The sequence below is a fragment of the Fretibacterium sp. OH1220_COT-178 genome (genome assembly GCF_003860125.1).
In the GTDB taxonomy this organism is placed as follows: domain Bacteria; phylum Synergistota; class Synergistia; order Synergistales; family Aminobacteriaceae; genus CAJPSE01.
In genome coordinates this window covers 1-21,843 of sequence record NZ_RQYL01000036.1, presented here as the reverse complement: position 1 = coordinate 21,843, position 21,843 = coordinate 1, and the positions used below count along the sequence as shown (strand labels likewise).

General features: G+C 61.3%; 14 protein-coding genes and 1 tRNA gene. 6 read left to right on the top strand and 9 right to left on the bottom strand.

Annotated features, from left to right (window positions below; translation table 11 throughout):
• Window positions 1-164 precede the first annotated feature (164 nt).
• Complete coding sequence (locus tag EII26_RS12015) at window positions 165-929, top strand: ankyrin repeat domain-containing protein (RefSeq protein ID WP_124889402.1); 765 nt, start codon at window positions 165-167, stop codon at window positions 927-929.
• Here EII26_RS12015 and EII26_RS12010 read toward each other — a convergent pair.
• Window positions 913-1,626 (bottom strand): ABC transporter ATP-binding protein, encoded by a 714-nt coding sequence (locus EII26_RS12010; RefSeq protein ID WP_124889401.1) that lies wholly within the window; start codon window positions 1,624-1,626, stop codon window positions 913-915. The genes EII26_RS12015 and EII26_RS12010 overlap by 17 nt on opposite strands.
• Window positions 1,627-1,628: 2 nt before the next feature.
• On the bottom strand, window positions 1,629-2,825 hold the full coding sequence (locus EII26_RS12005) for an efflux RND transporter periplasmic adaptor subunit (protein WP_124889400.1): 1,197 nt from the start codon (window positions 2,823-2,825) through the stop codon (window positions 1,629-1,631).
• A 339-nt stretch (window positions 2,826-3,164) separates the two neighbouring features.
• Between EII26_RS12005 and EII26_RS12000 the strand changes: the two genes are divergently transcribed.
• The 5 genes from EII26_RS12000 (at window position 3,165) to rpoC (ending at window position 13,786) form a co-directional block, all read left to right on the top strand.
• The gene (locus EII26_RS12000; RefSeq protein WP_158612322.1) at window positions 3,165-4,205 is read left to right on the top strand and encodes a biotin--[acetyl-CoA-carboxylase] ligase; all 1,041 of its coding nucleotides are present in this window, start codon (window positions 3,165-3,167) and stop codon (window positions 4,203-4,205) included.
• The gene (locus EII26_RS11995; RefSeq protein ID WP_233572745.1) at window positions 4,202-4,792 is read left to right on the top strand and encodes a biotin transporter BioY; all 591 of its coding nucleotides are present in this window, start codon (window positions 4,202-4,204) and stop codon (window positions 4,790-4,792) included. Before EII26_RS12000 ends, EII26_RS11995 begins: the two co-directional genes overlap by 4 nt.
• A 66-nt stretch (window positions 4,793-4,858) precedes the next feature.
• Window positions 4,859-4,945, top strand: a tRNA-Leu gene (locus EII26_RS11990).
• A 111-nt stretch (window positions 4,946-5,056) separates the two neighbouring features.
• Window positions 5,057-8,674 (top strand): DNA-directed RNA polymerase subunit beta, encoded by a 3,618-nt coding sequence (gene rpoB / locus EII26_RS11985; protein ID WP_124889398.1) that lies wholly within the window; start codon window positions 5,057-5,059, stop codon window positions 8,672-8,674.
• A gap of 6 nt (window positions 8,675-8,680) precedes the next feature.
• Window positions 8,681-13,786, top strand: a complete 5,106-nt coding sequence (gene rpoC / locus EII26_RS11980; RefSeq protein WP_124889397.1) for a DNA-directed RNA polymerase subunit beta' — start codon at window positions 8,681-8,683, stop codon at window positions 13,784-13,786.
• A 101-nt stretch (window positions 13,787-13,887) separates the two neighbouring features.
• Here the strand turns inward: rpoC and EII26_RS11975 are convergent, their stop codons facing one another.
• From EII26_RS11975 to dapA, 7 genes are all read right to left on the bottom strand, one after another.
• Entirely contained in the window at window positions 13,888-14,916 is a 1,029-nt protein-coding gene (locus EII26_RS11975) for an SDR family oxidoreductase (protein WP_233572744.1), read from the bottom strand.
• Window positions 14,913-16,070 carry a hypothetical protein gene (locus tag EII26_RS11970; RefSeq protein WP_124889395.1) on the bottom strand — a complete coding sequence of 386 codons (1,158 nt, stop codon included), beginning with the start codon at window positions 16,068-16,070 and terminating at the stop codon, window positions 14,913-14,915. Before EII26_RS11970 ends, EII26_RS11975 begins: the two co-directional genes overlap by 4 nt.
• Window positions 16,067-17,047, bottom strand: a complete 981-nt coding sequence (locus EII26_RS11965) for a glycosyltransferase family 9 protein (RefSeq protein WP_124889394.1) — start codon at window positions 17,045-17,047, stop codon at window positions 16,067-16,069. The genes EII26_RS11970 and EII26_RS11965 overlap by 4 nt, the downstream gene beginning before the upstream one ends.
• Window positions 17,044-18,051 (bottom strand): glycosyltransferase family 9 protein, encoded by a 1,008-nt coding sequence (locus EII26_RS11960; protein WP_124889393.1) that lies wholly within the window; start codon window positions 18,049-18,051, stop codon window positions 17,044-17,046. The genes EII26_RS11965 and EII26_RS11960 overlap by 4 nt, the downstream gene beginning before the upstream one ends.
• A gap of 22 nt (window positions 18,052-18,073) precedes the next feature.
• Window positions 18,074-19,231 carry a glycosyltransferase gene (locus tag EII26_RS11955; RefSeq protein WP_124889392.1) on the bottom strand — a complete coding sequence of 386 codons (1,158 nt, stop codon included), beginning with the start codon at window positions 19,229-19,231 and terminating at the stop codon, window positions 18,074-18,076.
• Window positions 19,232-19,351: 120 nt separating this feature from the next.
• Window positions 19,352-20,401 carry an aspartate-semialdehyde dehydrogenase gene (locus tag EII26_RS11950; RefSeq protein WP_233572743.1) on the bottom strand — a complete coding sequence of 350 codons (1,050 nt, stop codon included), beginning with the start codon at window positions 20,399-20,401 and terminating at the stop codon, window positions 19,352-19,354.
• Window positions 20,402-20,458: 57 nt separating this feature from the next.
• Entirely contained in the window at window positions 20,459-21,346 is an 888-nt protein-coding gene (dapA, locus tag EII26_RS11945; RefSeq protein WP_124889391.1) for a 4-hydroxy-tetrahydrodipicolinate synthase, read from the bottom strand.
• Window positions 21,347-21,843: the final 497 nt, after the last annotated feature.

Sequence of the window (21,843 nt, the reverse complement as noted above, 5' to 3'; positions counted from 1 at the left end):
TCAATGCAACTTGAGCAGGAAGCAAGGCCGGGGGGGATGACATTTTCTCTGTCCCATTTCACCCTTTCAACCATGACATTTTCTCTGTCCCTTGACACAAAACGAAATTTTCCGCTTGTTTTGCTATAATTTTTTCATTCGGCTTGGACGAGGAGGCTTGAGAAATGAGAAGCCGGCTCCCTCTTTTTATTGTTTTTCTTTTGCTTTTTTCCCCGTTTTCTTCCGACGCGGCCTCACTTACCCTGTCCTGTGCCTTGGGCGATGTGGCGGCGGTTCGAAGCTCCCTTGCGGGGGGCATTGATCCGAACATTCCGGACGAATACGGCCTTTTGCCTCTGTACTGTACGGTTCGTGCGGGACTGGATGCTCCCCTTTCCATGCATCTCGAGATCCTCCGCCTTCTTGTGGCGGCCGGGGCCGAGGTCGATGCTCCGGCGCCGGATGGCGAAACGCCCCTCGTCCTTTCACTCCGGAAGGGGGCTCCTTTTACAGAGGTTACGGACCTCCTCCTCGAGCTGGGAGCGGACCCCAATGGCCTCGTGCAGGGGGAGCGCCCCCTTGATGCTGTGGTCCGTGGGGCGGCTTCGATTCGTCAACTGGAGGCTCTCCTGTCCCATGGTGCGGACGTCCGCCTGAAGAATGCGCAGGGATGCGGTCCCTTGATCTCGGCGGTTGCTTCTCCATATCCTTCCCCGGAGAAGGTCCGCCGCTTATTGGATGCCGGGGCCGATGTCAACGAAAGTTTTACTTTCCACGGGGACGAGGGGGCCACGCCGCTGATGGCCGCCGCCGCACAGGGAGCTCCGGAGCTTGTTCGGGTGTTGCTGGAACATGGCGCACTGATGTCTCTTTCGAGTCGGTCGGGCAGGACGGCGCGCGATTACGCCCTGAGAGCCGGGCGGGAGGACAACGCTACTCTGCTTCGTTGACGGGATGCCCTTTCAGGGGGACTGGATCGTCGGCGATCAGGCGACCGTCGCGGAAATGCAGAATCCGGTGCCCCCAAGCGGCGATGTCCGGTTCGTGCGTCACCAGAACGAGGGTGATTCCCTCCTGATTGAGTTCGGAGAAAAGCGTCATGATCTCCGAGCTGGTCTGCGTATCCAGGTTGCCCGTCGGTTCGTCGGCGAGGATAACGGAGGCCCGGGCGACGAGAGCGCGTGCAATGGCCACGCGCTGTTGTTGTCCCCCGCTCATCTGAGCGGGGCGATGATTGAGCCTGTGTCCCAGTCCGACGCGTTCCAATGCCTCTATCGCGGCCTTGCGCCGTTTTGCGGCGGGAACGTTCCGGTAGAGTAGCGGAAGCTCCACGTTTTCCGTCGCGTTTGCCCTGGGCAGAAGGTTGAACCCCTGAAACACAAAACCCAGTTTTTGGTTGCGAATCTGCGCCAGTTCCGCCTTGCTGCGGTCTCCCATGTCGATGCCGTCCAAGCGATAGCTGCCTGAGGTCGGCACATCGAGGCATCCCAGGATGTTCATCATAGTGGATTTTCCCGATCCCGAGGGGCCCATCACACAGACGAATGAGCCGCGATCGACGGAAAAGGAGACGCCCTCGAGTGCGCGCAGCTCCACGTCTCCGGTCGCATAGACCTTGGTCAGGTTTTGTACCTCGATCAGGGGCATGGCTAGAAGGGCCTGCGTCCCGGGGAACGCGGGGTTCCGGGGACGAGGGCGTTGATCACCAGGGTGTCGCCGCTTCCGATGTCTCCGGAGAGGACTTCCACCCAGCGATTGTCCGTTATCCCAGTGACGATGGCGATCTTCCGTTCCAACTTGCCGTCGCGTGCGCTCCATACGAAGCCCTCGTTGGGAGCGGGCCTGGAGCGGGGGCCGGAACGGTCCGGAGACGTCTGTTCAAGCAGCGGCTGCGGCGGCGAGAATCGCAAAGCCGCTGCGGGGACTCTCAGAACGTTCTTCCGCCTCGAGGTTTCGATGGAGACGTTGGCGGTCATCCCGGGCTTCAGCTTCAGCTCGCCGTTGTCGACGTGGATGACCACAGTATAAGTGACCACATTATCTACGGTCTGCGGAGCGATGCGAACCTGGACGACCCGTCCTTCGAAAGTCTCCTCCGGGAAGGCGTCAACCCGAAAAGAGACGCTCTGTCCCTCCGCCACGCGCCCGATATCGGCCTCATCGACGTTGGTGTCGATCTGCATTTTTGTGAGGTCCTGCGCGATGCTGAATAGGGTCGGAGTCTGGAAGCTGGCGGCGACCGTCTGGCCGACGTCCACCTTGCGGGAGACGACTACGCCGTTCACCGGGGATACGATGCGGGTATGGTTCAGGTTGGTCCGACCCCGCGCGACCGCCGCCTCCGCCTGGGAGACCCGGGATCGGGCCTCCCGAAGGAGCGCCCGCTTCATCTGTACGCCCGTCTCGCTCTCCTCGAGCTCACTTTTCGCAATGAGTTTGCGGGCATAAAGCTCGCGATTGCGCTTCAGTTTGCGTTCTCCATCCGAGAGAGCCGCCCCGGCGCTCTCGACTCCTGCTCTGGCAACTGCAAGGTTGGCCTGAAGCTCGCTCAGCTGAAGTTTCAGGATGGTAGGATCGATCATGGCGATGAGCTGGTCGGCGCTGACGGGCGAGTTGTAGTCCACGTAAATTTCCCGGACCGTTCCCGAGACCTGTGTGCCGATCTCCACCACGGAAATGGCGTTCATCCTGCCGCTGGCGGTCACCGTTGCAGTGATGTCGCCCATCGCGGCCTGTTCGGTCTGGAGGTCGTAAACGACCGGCTTTTCTCTGAAAAACGCATACCAGACGCCCCATGCGGACAGCGAGAGAACTGCGAGGGCGAGGATTCTCTTTCCTTGAGGCACGAATTCCACTCCTTGTTCCTTTTTTTGACGGTTCCTTCCGACGGATCAAGAAAATCACCGAAAGCGGAGGGAGACGCTGGACCGCCTTCCGGCGGCGTGCAAATTCATGAGAGCGTTTTTAGCTCTCTGAGCCTTTCCGTCTTCGCTATTGGCTATTGTAGCGCATCCGAAAGATGTCGAGATACCCCCTTGTGTTTCTTTAAGGGTCTGTTAAAGGAAGGGAAGAATTGTAACCCATAAAATGTGTTTTTGGGTTTACAATAATTCCTCGCTGTGGTATACCTTTTCTTCGGAAGCCAGAAAGCGAGGGAAGAAGCGATGGCGATCCGAGAGGACGTCTTGAGATTGCTGGAAGAACACCGGGGCGAGAATTTGTCCGGCGAGTTTATTGCGGAACGGCTTTTTGTCTCGCGGGTCTCGGTCTGGAAGGCGGTGAAGGCCCTGCGGAATGAGGGGCACAAAATTGGGGCGGCGCCGCGCAGGGGGTATCGTCTTGAGGCGGGCAGCGACGTGCTGACCGAGGAGGGGATTCGAGCTCGGCTCTCGAAGGGGGCTCCGATTCGCCGCATCATCTGTCTTGCTTCTGTGGGTTCGACCAACACCTATGCGAAGGAGCTGGCGCTTTCCGGAGCGGAGCACGGTACGCTGATCGTCGCGGACAGCCAGACGGCCGGGCGCGGTCGGAGAGGGCGCTCGTTCTTTTCTCCTGCTGGTACGGGGCTTTACATGAGCCTGATTTTACGGCCCCACGTCGAGATGGAGCGGTTTGTTCTGGTGACCGTGGCGGCGGCCGTTGCGGTGTGCCGGACCATCGAAAGCCTGACGGAGGCCAGCCCGCGCATCAAGTGGGTGAACGACGTGTTTTTGGAGGGGCAGGACGGCGCAGAGCGCAAGATCTGCGGCATCCTCACAGAGGCGGTCAGCGATGTGGAGAGCGGGTCGGTGGAGACAGTAGTGGTTGGCATAGGGCTCAATGTGAAAACGAAGGCGTTTGCTCCCGAGCTCCGTGACGTAGCGGGCTCCCTCTCCTCGGAAACTGTGCGCAGGGACTGTCTGGCGGCGGGAATCGCGGAACGCTTGATGAAGTATCAGGAGCGGCTCGATGCCCCGGAGCTGATGCGACTCTATCGGGACCGCTCCCTGCTTTTGGGACGCGAGATCCGCTATCTTCGGGATGGGGTGGAACACCACGGGCACGCGTTGGATATTGATGTCGGTGGGGGACTGATCGTCCGTGACCGATCGGGAGAGACGGCGGTCCTGCGCTCCGGAGAGGTCTATGAGGTGCGTCCTTCTCAAGGGCCTCCAAAATATGAGATGCGCTCTGTCGCAACCGAAGGGGGACTGGGTTCCCCGATCCTCGGGAGGGATATGTCTTGAACGGAAGAAAAACTCTTTCTGTACGCGAACTTGTGCTGTGCGCTCTTTTTTCCGCCCTGATCGCAGTGGGGGCCTATATGCGGATACCGCTGCCCATGCTCACTCTGACGTTGCAATTTTTTTTCGTGAACCTGGCGGGGCTGATCCTGGGGCGAAGGCTCGGAGCGTTTGCCGCGACGGGCTACGTCGTCGCGGGGCTTGCCGGCCTGCCCATTTTTGCCGGAGGCAGTGGCGGTATCGCCTACGTGCTGCACCCCACGTTCGGATATCTCGTCGGGTTCATCGCGGGGGCCTGGGTGGCCGGTTTCGTTGCAGAGCGGCTCAGGCCGGGATTCAAGACCTGGATGATCGCCGGGCTGGCCAACCTTGTGGTGCTCTACGCCATGGGAATGGCCTATTACTACCCGATCACCAATTATTACGTCGGAACACCGTTTGGCGTCAAGGCCCTGTTCTATTACTGCTTCCTGGTGCCCCTGCCGGGGGATCTTCTCAAATGCCTTCTGGGTGCAGTGGTGGCCGAACGGCTGAGGCACATGCTTCCTGACCTGTCCTTTGCACGCAGCGATGGGCGCCTCGACCTCTGAACGGGAAAAATATTTTTGCCCCCTTGCCAAATGGTTCGGAGCTTGCTAGAATACCTCTTGTTTCAAGCCCGGGTGGCGGAATTGGTAGACGCGCTAGATTCAGGTTCTAGTAGTCGCAAGGCTGTGGAGGTTCGAGTCCTCTCTCGGGCACCATATAAAACTCGAAAAGGATATAGTCGTGTCGGTTGACAGGGCTATATCCTTTTGTTATTATGGTAATTCGGCACAAATTTCCCCATCTGGCAAGGGAGGTCCTTCAGTACCATGCCCGAGTTCGTTCCGGTAAGCAAAAAAAGACAACGTTACACTTTCGGCCGTGCGCGCGATCTTGTCGAAATGCCCGACATGATCGAGGTGCAGCGAGATTCCTACCGATGGTTCTATCAGGACGACGTGGCGCCGGATGCTCGTGCGATGCAGGGGCTACAGGAGCTGCTGCACGAGATCTTTCCGATCGAGAGCTACGACGGTCAATTTGCCCTCGAATTCGTCCGTTATTACATCGACAGCCCCAACCTCCTGGAGGAAGAGGCCCGGCAGCGGGATATGACCTGGGCGCGTCCCATTCGAGCCACAATTCGCCTTGCCAACACCAAAACACAGGAGATCAAGGAAGAGGAGATCTTCCTTGGCGACTTTCCCGTGATGACGGACAGGGGAACCTTTATCATCAACGGGACCGAGCGCGTTGTCATCAATCAGCTCGCGCGCTCCGCGGGCGTTTATTTCAATCGCGGGGACAATCCGGGGCAGGATGCCTGTTCGGCCAAGCTCATCCCGGATCGCGGGGCCTGGCTGGACTTTGCGACAGCACCGGGTGAGATCGTCTCGGTCAATATCGACAACAGAAAAAAACTTCCGGTCAGCCTTCTGCTCAAGGCCTTCGGGGCCGGCAACAACGACGAGATCATTTCCCTCTTCGGGGCGGAGCCCACCTTTATGGAATTCGGGGACGACATGCGGGGCCGGCTGTCGGCCTCGGACGTGATGGACCCCGACGGCAACGTGCTCGTCGCCCGGGGCCGTCCCATTACGCGTGAGATTCTGGAGGACCTCTATCAGCTCAATCCCGGCGGTCGCGGCGGCATCGATGTCTTGGGTCTCGACCCCTCCCTGGCGATGACCCTGGAGAAAGATCCCACTCAAAGCGCCGATGAGGCGATGCAGGAGATCTTTCGCCGCCTGCGTCCCAACGAGCCGGCACGCGTCGAAAACGCCCGCGAGTACCTGAGGACCCTCTTCTTCGACCCGAGACGCTACACGCTGGGCCGGGTCGGACGCTACAAGCTGAATCGCCGTCTGGGGCTCGGCATCTCCGAGGATACGCGTCTCCTGACGCTCGACGACCTGGTCGCGATCGTTCGTGAAATGTTTGCCATGAGGGCCTTGGACAAGAAGAGCGACGACATCGACCATCTGGGCAACCGAAGGGTACGTTCCATCGGCGAGCTGCTTCAGAACCAGATTCGGATCGGACTTCTGCGCATGGAGCGCATTGCACGGGAGCGGATGACCACATTGCCGAACCTCAACACGGCGATGGGACGGGAACTGATCAACGTTCGCCCCATCGCTGCCGCGCTTCGGGAATTTTATGGATCGGGCCAGTTGTCCCAGTTTATGGACCAGACGAACCCGCTTGCCGAGGTGACGCATCGCCGCCGTCTCTCCGCGCTGGGGCCCGGCGGCCTCAGTCGGGAGAGAGCCGGGTTCGAGGCCCGTGACGTCCATTACACGCACTACGGCCGCGTCTGCCCCATCGAGACCCCCGAGGGCCCGAACATTGGTCTGGTGTCCTCTCTGACGACCTATGCCCGCCTGAACGAGCACGGCTTCCTCATTACGCCGCGTCGTAAGGTTAAAAACGGCAAGCTTACGGGGAGTATCGAGTTCCTGTCCGCCGACGACGAGGACAACTACTACGTGGCCATGGCCAACACTCCTCTGGAGGAGGATGGGGTGACCATCGAGGGCGCGGAGTGCCCGACCCGTCATCAGGACGACGTCGACACGATTCCGACCGATCAGGTCGATTACATGGACGTCTCTCCCAAGCAGATCGTCTCCTCCTCGACGGCCTTGATCCCCTTTCTGGAGCACGACGACGCCAACCGGGCCCTGATGGGCTCCAACATGCAGCGTCAGGCCGTGCCCCTGCTCCTGCCCGAGGCCCCGGTCGTGGGGACCGGCATCGAGCACCGCATCGCCAAGGACTCCGGGTCCTGCGTCGTGGCGGCGGAGTCCGGCGAGGTGCGGTGGGTGGATTCGGAGCGCATCGAGATCCGTTCCAAGAAGGGCAACGTGCGCGTCTACAACCTCATCAAGTTCCGCCGTTCCAACCAGTGTACGGTCATCCACCAGCGTCCCCTGGTCTCTAAAGGGGACATGGTGCAGAAGGGCGAGATCATCGCCGACGGCCAGGCTGTGGACAACGGAGAGCTGGCGCTGGGACAGAACGTCCTTGTCGCCTTTGTCCCCTGGGAGGGGTACAACTTCGAGGACGCCATTCTCCTGAGCGAGAATCTGGTGAAGGAGGACAAGTTCTCCTCGATGCACATCGAGGAGTACGAGATCGATGCCCGTGAGACGAAGCTGGGGCCCGAGGAGATCACCCGCGACATTCCGAACGTCGGAGAGGACATGCTGCGCAACCTCGACGACACGGGGATCATTCGCATCGGAGCCGAGGTGAACTCGGGCGATATCCTGGTGGGGAAGGTGACGCCCAAAGGGGAGTCGGACCAGACCCCCGAGGAGAAGCTTTTGCGCGCCATCTTCGGCGAGAAGGCCCGGGAGGTCCGGGACAACTCCCTGAAGCTGCCCCACGGCTCGCGGGGCAAGGTGGTCGCGGTCAAGCAGATGGAGCGGAAGGACAACCCCGAGGCACTGAGCCCGGGCGTCATCCGGACCGTCAAGGTCTACGTGGCCCAGTGGCGCAAGATCACGGTGGGCGACAAGATGGCGGGGCGCCACGGGAACAAGGGTGTGGTGAGCCGGATTCTGCCCGTCGAGGACATGCCCTATCTGCCCGACGGCACGCCTGTCGACGTGGTCCTCAACCCTCTGGGCGTCCCCAGCCGCATGAACCTGGGGCAGGTCCTCGAGACCATCATGGGGTTCGTCGCCGTCCATAATGGGTGGCACGTCGCTACCCCCGTCTTCGAGGGGGCCCAGGAGTCGGAGATCTTCGAGAACATGAAGGACCTCGCAGCCCGAAAGTATCCCGATCTCACCGAGGACGGCATGATTGCGCTTCGCGACGGCCGTACGGGCGAGCTCATGGAGAAGAAGGTCACCATCGGCTGCATGTACATGCTCAAACTGATTCACCTCGTGGACGACAAGATCCATGCCCGCTCCACGGGGCCCTACAGCCTGATCACCCAGCAGCCTCTGGGCGGAAAGGCCCAGTTCGGGGGCCAGCGCTTCGGGGAGATGGAGGTCTGGGCTCTGGAGGGGTATGGTGCGGCGAACGTGCTTCAGGAGATGCTGACCGTCAAGTCGGACGACATCCGAGGCCGCGATAAGACCTACGAACGCATCGTCAAGGGGCAGAGCCTGGTCAAGCCCGGTGTTCCCGAGAGCTTCCGAGTCCTGGTCAAGGAGCTTCAGGGATTGGGCTTGGATGTCGAGGTCCAGTACGACGACGGTTCGGTTGGCGGAATGACCCTGGACGACGACGATGACGAGCGAGGGGCTTACGCGGGGGCGCGCACCATTCCGGCCGTCTTCGACGAGGATGCGCCAAAACCGGTCGATCCCCGGGCGGATGACTCCGAGGAACAGGGGGACATCTTTGATGTGCCGGACATCTTCATGGATGACAAGGAAGCTCTGGCGGAGGGGCTCTCTTTGGTCGAGGACGAGGAAGAAGGAGACTGACGGGATATGGCGCGAAAAGAGATAGTCGGCGTTAGGATCAAGCTGGCGACGCCGGAGCGTATCCGCGAGATTTCGAGCGGCGAGGTCAAGAAGCCGGAGACCATCAACTATCGCACGCTGCGTCCGGAAAAGGACGGACTCTTCTGCGAGCGCATCTTCGGGCCGACCCGCAGCTACGAGTGCGCCTGTGGCAAATACAAACGAAGCGGCCCCAAGTTCCGGGGCATCATCTGCGACCGCTGCGGCGTGGAGGTCACCGACAATCGCGTCCGGCGCGAGCGGATGGGACATATCGAACTGGCCGTCCCCGTCGTCCACATCTGGTACCTTCGTGGCATTCCGAGCCGGCTCAGCCTGCTTCTCGGTACGAGTGCAAAGGATCTGGAAAAGGTCGTCTACTTTGCCCCCACCCGCAAAAAGGAGGGGGCCTGGAAGGTCGTGACCGAGGGACGACGCACGGATCTGGTCCGTAAGGAATCCATCATCTCCGAGAGCGAGATGAAGGTCCACGCGCACTATGACCCGAAGTTTCGGGCCGAGGAGGCCTTCTCGCTGGAGAGCGTGGACAACATTCCCGTCGGCGAGGGGGATGTCCTGACGGCTCAGCAGGTGGCCCGCTTCAAGGCGGACTACGGCGACGAGATTTTCAAGGTTGAGCCTGCGTTCGAACTGGCAGCGGAGGTTGAGGGACTGAACTTCAAGGTTGGGGACATCGTCCCCATGTCGGTGGTGGAGGAGCACCCGGCTGCGGGGGAGGCGTTTCGACGCGCCCGCGTTTCCAACAACGAGGCCTTCATCGTGACGGCGGCGCTCAAGCTGCCCTTCGCCAAGGGGAACATCATCTCCAAAAGCGAGTTCGATCTCTTCCAGCAGAAGTACCCCGGTCGGTTTACCGCCGTCCGCTGGGGCATCACCATAGACGACCCCTGCTACCTCGTGGTCGAGCCGGGAGCCTCGCCCTTCGCAAGGGCCGAGGTGATCTACGATCGTCAGCAGGCTCTTTGTCAGGCCTACGACAAAAAGTTCGAGTCCGGCATCGGAGCCGATGGAGTCCAGACCATGATCGATCGGCTGGACCTCGACCTTCTCGCCGCTTCCCTGCGGGAGGAGGTGGCCGAGAGCAGCGGCCAGAAAAAACGCAAGCTGGTCAAACGTCTTCAGGTTGCGGAGGACTTCAGGAAGAGCACCTCGTCGGCGCAGTCGATGATCCTGAACGTCCTGCCCGTCATTCCTCCGGACCTGCGTCCCTTGGTGCAGCTGGACGGAGGCCGTTTCGCGACCTCCGACCTGAACGACCTCTACCGTCGGGTCATCAACCGCAACAACCGCCTGAAAAAACTCCAGGAGCTTCGGGCCCCGGAGATCATCATCCGCAACGAAAAACGCATGCTTCAGGAGTGCGTGGACGCCTTGATCGACAACGGTCGTATGGGCAAAGCGGTGCTGGGCGCGGGGAATCGTCCTCTGAAAAGCCTCACGGATCTTCTTCGGGGCAAGAAGGGACGTTTTCGTCAGAACCTGCTGGGCAAGCGCGTGGACTACTCCGGACGCTCGGTCATCGTCATCGGCCCCCAGCTCAAGATCTATCAGTGCGGATTGCCGAAGCAGATGGCGCTTGAACTGTTCAAGCCTTTCGTCGTTCGTCAGCTCGTGGACCGTGGCCTTGCGCCGAACGTCAAGAGCGCCAAACGCATTATCGAGCGGGGCCGTGAGGAGATTTGGGGGATTCTCGAGGAGATCATCAAGGATCATCCCGTCATGCTGAACCGGGCCCCGACTCTGCACCGCCTGGGCATCCAGGCCTTCGAGCCGGTATTGATGGAGGGCAAGGCCATCCGACTGCACCCCATGGTCTGTACGGCCTTCAATGCGGATTTCGACGGGGACCAGATGGCCGTCCACGTGCCTTTGTCCCTGGAGGCCCAGGCCGAGGCCCGACTCCTGATGCTCTCGGCGAACAACCTCCTTTCGCCGGCCAGCGGACGTCCCGTCGTGACGCCGACGCAGGATATCGTGCTCGGCATCTATTATTTGACGGACATGCGGCCCGATATGCAGGGGGAGGGGATGCATTTTTCGAGCATCGAGGATCTCCTCTCGGCCTTCGATCATGGGGTCGTTCATGTCAATGCCTCGGTCTGGCTTCAGGAGGACGCCTCCTGGAATACCACTCCGAGGGGGCGGCGTAAGTACAGGGGAATGGGCGGAGAGGTCGAGATCGTCGAGGGGCTCGACAAGGCCAGGATCCCCGAGGGGGCTACCGTGTTTTTCGAGACCTCTCCGGGCCGGGCCCTGTTCAACAGCATCATTGCGCGACCGCTCTGCTACGTGAACCATCAGCTCGACAAGAAGAGCATCGGCCGGCTCTTGGACGATGCCTACGACCGTATCGACCGTGCGGATGTCGTGGAGATGCTGGATGCCATCAAGTCGCTCGGCTACCGCTGGGCGGCCAAGAGCGGGATCAGCTTCGGGGTCAAGTCCATCATCATTCCCCCGGAGAAGGCCGAGATCACGGAGGCCACGCGGAAGGAGGACGACGTCGCCAAGGAGCACTACGAGATGGGGCTCCTGACCCGCGACGAATACCTCAGCCAGAAGGGAAAACTCTGGTCCAGGGCGACGCGGCAGATCGCCGACAAAATTACGGAACATATGGCGCCCGGGAACTCCGTCCTGATGATGGTGGAGAGCGGAGCGCGAGGAAGCCTGGGGCAGATGGGGCAGATGGCGGGAATCCGCGGCCTGATGTCGGACCCCACGGGCCGGACGATCGACTATCCCATAACGGCCAACTTCCGCGAAGGCATGAACATGCTGGAGTATTTCATCTCCACGCACGGAGCTCGAAAGGGGCTTGCGGACACCGCGCTGCGGACGGCCAAATCCGGTTACCTCACGCGACGCCTGGTGGATGTGGCCCAGGATCTCATCATCACCGAGCACGACTGCGGCACGGAAAAGGGGATCTGCATCCGTCCTCTGACGAGCGAGCAGAAGGTCATGATTCCTCTCGCCGACCGTATTTCCGGGCGAACCGCTCTGAACGACGTCGTCGTTCCGGACTCGGGGGAGGTCCTTGTCCGTGCAGGGGAGCTCATCACCTACGAGAAGGCCGTGGCCATCGACCGAAGCGGCATCGAGGAGGTCTGGGTGCGCAGCCCGCTCTCCTGTTCCCTGAAGCGCGGACTCTGCCAGAAGTGCTACGGCATGGACCTCTCCTCCCGTCATCTGATCCCGATAGGGGAGGCCGTGGGGGTTGTGGCGGCTCAGTCGATCGGCGAGCCGGGTACGCAGCTGACGATGCGTACCTTCCACACCGGCGGCGTGCATCAGGCCGAGGACATCACCCAGGGTTTGCCGCGCATCGAACAGCTGTTCGAGGTGCGCCGTCCTCGTAAGGTGGCCTTCCTCGCGGGCATGGAGGGGATTGTGGAGGAGATCCGCAGTTCGGACGGCAAGCGCAAGGTCATCGTAGCCTCGGCCGATGGTACGGAGCGAATCGTCCACGCCATTCCCGCCTCTCAGGATCTTCGGGAGGGGATCGAGGAGGGGGTGCAGGTGGAGACGACGACACGCCTGACCGAGGGAAGCATCGATCCTCAGCAGCTGCTCGAGGTCAGCGGAATCGATGCCGTTCAGCGTATGTTGGTGGACGAGATTCAGTACGTCTACCACTCTCAGGGCGTCTCGATCAACAACAAGCACATCGAGGTCATCCTGCGCAAGGTCGCGCCTCTCAATCGGGTGCGTGTCGTCGAGGAGGGCGACACCTCCTTTGTGGCGGGAGACCTGGTCTGGATCGGGGACATCGAGGAGGCGGAGCGGGGCATCCGGGAGGACAACGAGCGTTATGTGGCGGAGGCCGTGCGTATTTTTATGGGGGACCGGCTGAAGTCGGCCGAAAAAATGCATGAGGAGATTCAGCCTTTGCTGGGTAAGCCGCTGGATGAGATGGCGGTACGCATGCTGCTCAAGCCGGGGATGATGCTGTCCGTGCTCACCCTCGAACATCGGGGGCGCGATGTCGAGGTTGTGATCGGCGAGGCGGCCTTCCGCAAACAAATGGAGGGGCTGGAGCTGGTCGAGGACTTCGAGGACGGGGAGAAGCGCGTGCTCAAGGGCGAGCGGCTGAGTGCGGGGCACCTGCGCCTGATCACGTCCGGGGACCCTCGCCCCTTACTTGTCCGAAACAGGGACATCCTGGACAAAATGGTGGGATCCGCCTGGCTGGCGGAGGATGTCGTGTTCGATGGGGAGACGCTGCTCTCCATGGATACCCAGCTGACTCGCGAAGCCGCCGACCTTATCGCTTCCCGGGATGTCAGAGAGATCAAGGTCTGGCACAATATCGAGCACATCAGCGTCGTCGACATGTTCCGGAACGCTCTGATGAATGACGACGAGATCTGGGGAAAGTCGCTTCTGAAGGCCGTCGACCGGGAGGGAAATCCCCTTCCGGAGATCCCTCAGTTCGTCGATGCCCGCGTCGTCCAGGGGCTGGCGCTTGGCGAGATCGCGGCGATCGAGACAAAAGAGGGCATTCGCGTGAGATCGAATCTTTTTGCGCGTTTCCTCTCCACAAAGTTGTACGGCAAGGTCCTTTTGGACATGGTCCTTCCCGAGGGCGTCGATGCCCTCGCCTCGGGACAGGAGATCAACAAAAACGTCCTGGAGGCCATCGTCGAGCGCGATCCGGCAGAAATTTTCGTGAGGCCGCTCTCCGCCAAGATCGATGCGCACTTGCTGATCCGGGATGTCACCTTTGTCCGCAAGCTCAGGGAGAGCCCCGAGTGCAAGCCCTTCATCCATGGCATCACCAAGGCGGCGCTGGCGACGGACAGCTTCCTGAGTGCGGCCTCATTCCAGCAGACGGCTCAGATTCTTGCGGGCGCAGCCGTTAAGGGGCAGCTCGATCCTCTGCACGGTCTGAAGGAAAACGTCATCATCGGGCACCTCGTGCCCGCGGGGACGGGAGCCAGCGCTTTTCGGAGCATCGTTTCCCCGTCGGTTGCCGAGTGCTCGTCCGATACCGAGGTGCTTGAGGGAACGGAAGAGGTGTCCGTCTCCGTGGCCGTCGCGGAGGGCGAGGTCGAAATGCAGCAGGCCTAGGCCGAAGATCCTCAAATCGTTTCCTTACATGAGACACAGCCCCTTCGCGTCCTCGCACGAAGGGGCTGTGTTCGTTCATCCTCTATCCTCTGAACGAAAAGCTAGGCCAGCCGTGACATCTCCCTGAGCCCTTCCTCCAACGTCAGGCGGGGCACGTAGCCCAGAATTTTTTCGGCCCGTTCGATGGAGGCCAGGGAGTGCAGGACATCTCCCGGTCGGGGCGGCCTGTGAAGAACGGAAACGCTGCGACCCGCCGCGAATACGGCGCAGATCTTTTCCAAGAGTTCTCCGAGCGTTGTCCGTACCCCGCAAGCGATGTTGAAGACGTGCCCAGGCGCCTCCGCCGCGGTTGCGGCAAGGAGATTGGCCAGGACGACGTTCCGGATGGAGCAGAAATCGCGGCTGGCCCCCCCGTCGCCGTAGATCTCCACCGAGCGGCCGTTTCCAACCGCGTCGATCCAGCGGGGAATCACGGCGGCGTAAGCGCCGTTGGGGTCCTGTCGGGGACCAAATACGTTGAAATAACGGAGCCCCACGGTCTCCAACCCATAGGTGCGCGTCCAGAGTTCCGCATAAAGCTCGTTGACCGCCTTGGTCAAAGCGTAGGGCGAGAGACAGAGCCCCGGCTGATCCTCCTCCTTAGGAAGTCGGGGATCGTCTCCGTAAACGGCGCTGGACGAAGCATAAACTACACGACGGACGCCCTCTGCCCGGGCGGCCTCCAGAATGTTGACGAACCCTTCCGTGTTGACGGCGCTGAATTCCAGCGGGCGCTCCATGGAGAGGGGAACGGAGGCCAAAGCGGCTTGGTGCAGGACGAAGTCGACCCCTTTGCAGGCCGAGCGGCACAGGGCGGGATCGGTTATGGAGCCCTCGAAAAATCGGAAGCGGGATCGGGCATCTCCTCCCGCGGCGTCGAGCGCCTGTTCGATGTTGTGTCGATATCCGGTGCTGAAGTTGTCCAGGCCCGTGACCCTTTGCCCTGACGCGAGCAGGGCCTCCAGAAGATGCGAGCCGATGAAGCCGGCCGCGCCCGTTACGAGCCAGTGACGGGTTTCCTTCCTGATCATTTCCGGTCCGAACGTCTCGAGCAGAGCGGAATAACGCGACGGGAATTCTTTCTCTTTCATGAGGCCTCCTTGTGGTGTCGTGGCTTGCCGAAAAACTCCTTTTTCAGGTCGAGCGACGCAATGTGCCAGGTTCCGTCGCCGGCCATCGCCGAGTAGTATAATCTGTGGGGCCCGCCCTTTATGGGTACGATGGAGGAGCGATAGACCCTCTTTTTCTCGAAAAAATATCCGGGTTCGAAAGGCTTTCCCACAACCCTCCAGGAACGGCCGCCGTCGTCGCTCCATCCGCAGAGGAGCTCGGCGTCGAGTCCGCGTTCCCTGGCCGTGGTCAGGAGCAGGAGCAGACGGCCGGATTCCTCCGCGGCTACGTCCAGATGCCAAGGCGCCTCCCCGGGTAACGCTGCGTCGAGCCCGGTCCGTTCCGGAGCGCTCCAGCGATAACCGTCCGCGCTTTCCCGCCGGAAGATCGCCCGCCCGCCCGCGTCGCACTCCACGGTCCAGAGCACATGAACACCGTTCAGCACCAGGGTGCTCGGGGAGAGAAATTTTCTGTCCGTCCCGGTCGGGAGTCGTTCGCTCAACACCGTCTCGGATGAGGTCCATTGTACCCCATCCATGGATGTCGTCAGCAGAATGCGGTTCTCCGTCTCGCCGGTGTTGAGGAGTGCAGTCCAGCGATAGTAAAGAAAGAGCATACCCTCATGAAGCAACAGCGAGGGATCGGAGTGAAATTCTTTGCGGATCTCCTTGCGGTTGGGATAGACGGGAACGCGGGCTAGGGGATTTTGAAGCCCCTCGGGCACTTCCCAGAGCAGACCGTCTTGGGAGACGTAGAACTCGGGGTTTTCGAAGTAATCGGTCCCGAGGGGATAGGGGCTTGCCGTCATCAGCCAGGTCCAATTGCCCTTTCCCCAGCCCTGGGGTTCGTACAGCACGTCGGGATGAGTGGCTTCCCCGGACCCCTCGGAGGTCGGCAGGTTCAGCAGAACCGGAAGGTGCTCCACGCCCGCCCGCATCCTGCAGAAAGGAGATCGGTGCGCGCGCTTGGGATTGTTCTCCTCCAGGCGGCGCTCCAGCTCCGGGATACGGATGTTTATCCGCCGAAACCCCTTCTCCGTTTCGCGCAGCAGGGAGTAGAGAAGCTGCTGAGGCGTCTTTCTCTTTAGGGTCAGAACGGCCAGTATCAGTGCCATGAGGGCCGCGATCGCCCTCATGTTCCGGATTCCCCGTCGGCCATCTTCCTGAAGGCGGCCAGCGCCCGACGAGGCTCGATGTCCGCCAGGCAGTCCAGAGGACAATCATAGTTGCGGCAACCCGCCAGAGGACAGTGTACGCGCACCTCCCGGAACCATGGCATCCGAAAGTTCATCTCCCAGGCGTCCGTGACGCCGAAAAAACCCAGGGTCGGGGTACCGCCGAGAGCCGCGAGGTGCAGCGGACCGGTGTCGTTCCCGACCGCCGCCGTACAGATTCGCGCGACCGCCGCCATGAGGGAAAACGGCGTGCGTCCGACCAGATCGAGGACGCTCGGGCTCTGCAGTGCTTCCGCGATCGCGTTTGCCGTCTCCGCCTCCTTGGGGCCGTGCCCGTTGAGCACAACGCCCCACCCCTCCGCGATCAGAGGACGCAAAAATTCGATCCAATGGGCGATGGGCCAGAACTTCTGAGGCTTGCTGGCCCCGATGATCGCAAGCAGGCGCCTTGGAGGGAGGGGGGCCAGCAGGGAGCGCGCCTGTTCCAGATCCTCCTCCGTCGCGAAGATCGCGGGCTCGGGACGGCTTGTGAAGTCCACCCCCAGCGCATCCAGGTACTCCCAGTGCGTGGTGGTATAGGCGAACTGCATGCCGCTGTTGTATCCCAGGCGGATGGGGGCCTTGCTGAAGAGTGCCGTCAGGGCGGCCGCTCCGCCGCGGTGCATGCTGACCAGCCACTGGTAGTGTCCTCGTATGCGACGCAGGAGTCGGAAAAAATCCAAGGGGTGTTTCTTGATGTCCCAAAACAGGAGGTTGTCGATATAAGGCTGCTTGCTCAGGATGTCGCCGTACTCCGCCCGGGTGAGAAAGGTCAGTTCGACTCCGGGGTAGGCGGACTTGAAGGCGCGGGCCGAGGCCGCGCCCTGAAGCACATCGCCGAAGGCGCTGAAGCGAATCCACAGGACCCTGTCCCCATCCTTGGGCCGAACGATACTCATTGTAAAGGCCTCTCTTCCTGATGGAATGGCAAAAATTTGTCTTGCAGCATTTCGTGAAAGGCCGCAAGAGCGCTGTTCGGGGTAATGCCCGCGAGACAATCCTTCGGACAGCCGTAATCCCAGCAGCCCGCTTCCGGGCAGGCAGCTCTCAGTTCTTTGAACCAGGGCATCCGCAGGTGCACCACCCAAGGGTCGGTGACCCCGAAAAAACCCAGCGTGGGAGTGCCGACCAAAGCCGCCAGATGAAGGGGCCCCGTATCGTTCCCCACCGCAGCCGTACAGTTTTTTGCCACGGCAGCCGCCAAAGGGGAGGGGGTTTGACCGACAAGATTCATGACGGCCTCACTTTGCAATTTATCTGAGATCTCCCGTGCCATTGTCGCCTCTCCTTCTCCATGGCCGATCAGAACGATGCCCCATCCCTCCTCGATAAGGGGCTCGAGAAAGGAAATCCAATGGGGGACAGGCCACATCTTTTGGGGGGTACTGGCTCCTATGATCGCAAAAAGACGTTTCGGGGGCAAGTTTCCCATCAGAAAATCGGCTTGCTTCAGATCCTCTTCCGTGGCGAAAATTGCCGGGGCGCTACAGCCGAAAAAATCCACCTTCAGCATGTCGAGATATTTCCAATGCGTTGCGGTATAGGCGAATTGGAGGAGGGGATTGTACCCCAGACGCATGGGAATTCCGCTGAACAGGGCCAGTAAAGCCACGCTTCCCACGCGGTGACGGCTGACCAGCCACTCGAAGCGATTCCGTATGCGGAAGAGGACTTTGAAAAAATCCCATGGGCGCTTTTTGATGTCCCAAACGAGGACCTCGTCGATATAGGGCTGCTTTTTCAGTATTTCGGCAAACTCTGGGGAGACCAGAAGCGTTTGGTGCGTGTTGGGGAAACGTTTTTTAAAGGCAAACGCGGATGCGGCGAGCTGAAGCGTATCGCCGAAGGCGCTGAAGCGAATCCACAGAACCCTGTCGCCATCCCGGGGCCAAACGATGCTCATCGGCCTTGGGCCTCCTTTTTTATCATCGTGAACATGGAGGTTCCGACAGCAGCTTGTGCCAGGCGGATACGGAATGCTCCACGGAGAAACGCTGCGCTGCGGAGGCAAGGACTTCCCCGGGAAGAGGGGCGATAAGCGTCTCGCGCATGGCGTGTGCCAGAGCCTCCACCGCTCCCACCGGGACCAGCCGGCCCCATCTTCCGTCCTCCAGAATCTCCCGAGGACCGCTCGGACAGTCCGTAGAGACGACGTTGGTTCCGCAGGCCAGGGCCTCCGCCAGGACGTTGGCGAACCCCTCGCAGCGGGAGGAGAGCACGAGAGCGGACGCCTTCGCCATCCAGGAATAGGGGTTCGGTGCATAGCCGCCAAAATGGACGTCCTCCGACACGCCGAGATCGCAAGCCAGTGTCTGCAGATGTCCCATCTCGGGGCCGTTCCCCAGCAGGACGAGCCTGGCGCTCATCCCGAGCTCCCGGGTCAGCAGCCGAAAGGCCCGCAGCAGGTCGTCGTAGCCCTTGAGAGGGATCAGGCGCCCAACGGCCAGCAGTACGGGGACCGATCCCGGCATCAGCCAAGGATGCTCGACAGGTTCGGTTGCCCGATGCGCCAGGGAGGCGTCCACGATGGGATTGTAGATGACCCGGACCTTTGAGGGGGGGACGATCCTCAGTCGGAGCAGGTCGTCCGCCACTCCCTGGGAGACACAGACGCAGAGCTCCGCTTGCCGGTAGAGGAATCGGGCGCGCACGGTGCGGCGCCAGCGATGAAAGGAGGCATCGCCCGCCATACGCGCACCGAAGGTGCTGTGCTCCGAGGCTACGAGCCGGAATTGGAGTCGACGAAGGATCTTGCTCCATGCCGCCAGATTGTTTGTCGTGTGCCCGAAGGAAACGACGGTCCCCGGCCCCTGGCCCCCGAGATATCGGGACAGGCCGGAAAAGGGGGAGAGCAGGGCGAGGGGCTGGCTGGTGCAGCCCAGCTCGTCGAGTCGGACCTTTGGCGAGAGCAGGGAGCGGAATGCCCCTCCCCGGTGCAGTACGGCGCAGGCGATGTCCATCCCTTTTTCTGCCAGCCCGTTGGCCAGGTTGACGACGACGCGCTGGATGCCTCCGGTTTCGAGATCGGAACAGAGAAAAAGGATCTTGCCTGGACCTGCCGTATTTCCCCGGGGATGATTCATACCTTGCCTCCCTAGACCGCAGAAGTTTCCTCTGACGCTTCTTCATTTTACATGATGAAGCCGGTCCCATGCGGGCCGGCTTCTTTCGTGCCGCAAAAGTTTTGTGGAGCGATCGGTCTTTCAGCATGCCCTCCTTCGCCAAAGGGCCTCGGCGATCTGGACGGCGTTCGTCGCGGCTCCCTTGCGGATCTGGTCTCCACAAACCCAAAGGGCCAGGCCGTTCCTCTCGGCACTCTCGTCGACGCGGATGCGTCCGACGTGGATCAGATCCTGATCCGAGGCGTCGAGCGGCATGGGGTAGAGCTTCCGGGAGGGATCGTCCACCACCCGTATGCCTGGGGCGTTGCGCAACAGTTCGCGAGCCTCATCCGGGGTCAGGGGGCGTTCCGTCTCGATCGTCAATGCCTCGGAATGGCTGCGCTGCACGGGCACGCGCACGCAGGTGCAGCTGACGCGCAGATCCGGTGCATGAAGGATTTTTCGAGATTCGTCCCGCATCTTCAGCTCTTCCTTGGTGTAGCCGTTCTCCGTGAAGGCGTCGATATGCGGAATCAGGTTGAAGGCGATCGGGTACGCAAAAGCGGAGACCTGCGGTTCCTCGCCCCTTGCCCAGGCTCGAGTCTGTTCCAGGAGCTCCTCCAGCCCGGCCTTTCCCGCGCCGCTCACGGCCTGGTAGGTCGAGGCGACGAGGCGCCTGATCCCGACCGCCCGATGGAGGGGGTGAAGCGCCACTAGGGCGATGATCGTGGAACAGTTGGGGTTGGCGATGATCCCCCTGTGTCCTTCGATGTCCTCCGGATTGACCTCGGGGATCACGAGCGGGACGTCGTCGTCCATCCGGAAGGCGCTCGAGTTGTCGATCACCACGGCCCCGGACCGGACCGCCTCGGGAGCCCAGGTGCGGCTGACCTCGCCGTCCACGGCAAAGAGGGCGAGGTCGATATCACGAAAGCTGTCCGGGCCTACGGCCTCCACCGGTCGCTCCCGGCCGCGCCAGGAGACCGTTCTGCCTCCATGGGAGGCCAGAAGGCGCAGATCCCCTATGGGAAAACTCCGCTCCTCCAGGATTTTGAGCATTTCGGCGCCCACGGCGCCGGTGGCTCCGAACAGCGCTATTCTGGCTTGGGACATGGCCATCATCCTTTCGGTCGTTTCGCGTTTTTCCGCCACCGCCACTTCAGGGTGCGGATTTTATCCGTTTCCGTTTCCGTGGCCGGGGAGCGGGATCTACCCCAGCAGCCCACACTCCTGCATGTCGCGGTCGATCTGCATGCGGCAGGCCTCCGAGCATTCGACCAGCGGCAGGCGCAGCGTGTTCCGGCAGAAGCCCAGGCGGCTGACCGCATATTTGACGGGCATGGGGCTGGTTTCCATAAAGAGGTTCTTCATCAACGGAAAAAGACGCATATGGAGCTTCCTGGCCTCCGAAACCCGGCCGTCGAGGGCGGCACGGATCATATCCGAGGTCTCGCGAGGAGCGACGTTGGACAGCACGGAGATGACCCCGTGGCCTCCCGCATTGACCAGGTGGAAGGCCTGATCGTCGTTGCCGGAGAGGATGGAAAAGTCCGGCCGAAGGGGATTGAGCCTGCGCAGCGTCTCGTCCACCTGGGCTTGGCTGCCCGAAGCGTCCTTGAGGGCGACGACGTTCTCGACCTCAGACAGGCGGACGACCGTCTCCGGCAGCAGGTTCACCCCCGTGCGCCCCGGGACGTTGTAGAGGATGACCGGGACATCGACGGCGTCGGCGACCGTTTTGAAGTGCTGGAAAAGCCCTTCCTGCGAGGGCTTGTTGTAGTAGGGGGTGACGACCAGGACGGCGTCGGCGCCCAGTTTGCCGGCGGCCCGGCTGTTGTGGACGGCGTGTCCCGTATCGTTTCCGCCGGTTCCGATCACGACGGGGACTCTTCCGGCGGTGCGCTTCACGGCGAACTTCACGATCTCCTCCCTCTCGGTCTCGGTCACGACAGGGCTTTCACCCGTCGTTCCGAGCACCACCAGAAACTCCACCCCGTTTTCGATCTGCCAGTCGATCAGACGGCCGAATCCCTCGTAGTCGATTCCCGTATCGGTGAAGGGGGTGACCAACGCTGTGCCTGTTCCCTTGAACGTCATAGCGAAAACCTCCTTGGTTTTGAAATATGAAGCTGCCCCGGAAGACGAACACGTCCCTACGGAATGCTCCGTAGGGACGTGTATGCACGCGGTACCACCCTGCTTGGGGACCTCTTGCAGTCCCCCTCTCGAGCCCTCTGACGCGGGCCATTCCGTGGACGTACTCCCGAGACCGATGAATGCCTGTTGCAGACATTTTCTCGCGTCCGTTTCCGCCCCAGCTCCACGGGTTTTCAGCCTTCGCCCCATACACGAAACGTCTCTCAGCCCATGGACGTTCCTCTCTGTGTGCAAAGTTCCGGACGAGCCCGGCGCCCCGCATCATCGCCTTTTCGATCAAATTTCGGATTAGGGGCATTATACCTGTTCCGCGCCGTCTGTCAATACGCCATCCGCCACCCTGTCGCCGGACTGTGATAATGTCATCCCTTAGCGGGACCGAGAGAATGTCCCCCCCTCAGGACAGGAGCCTCTTGGATAATGGAGGCATGAGGAAT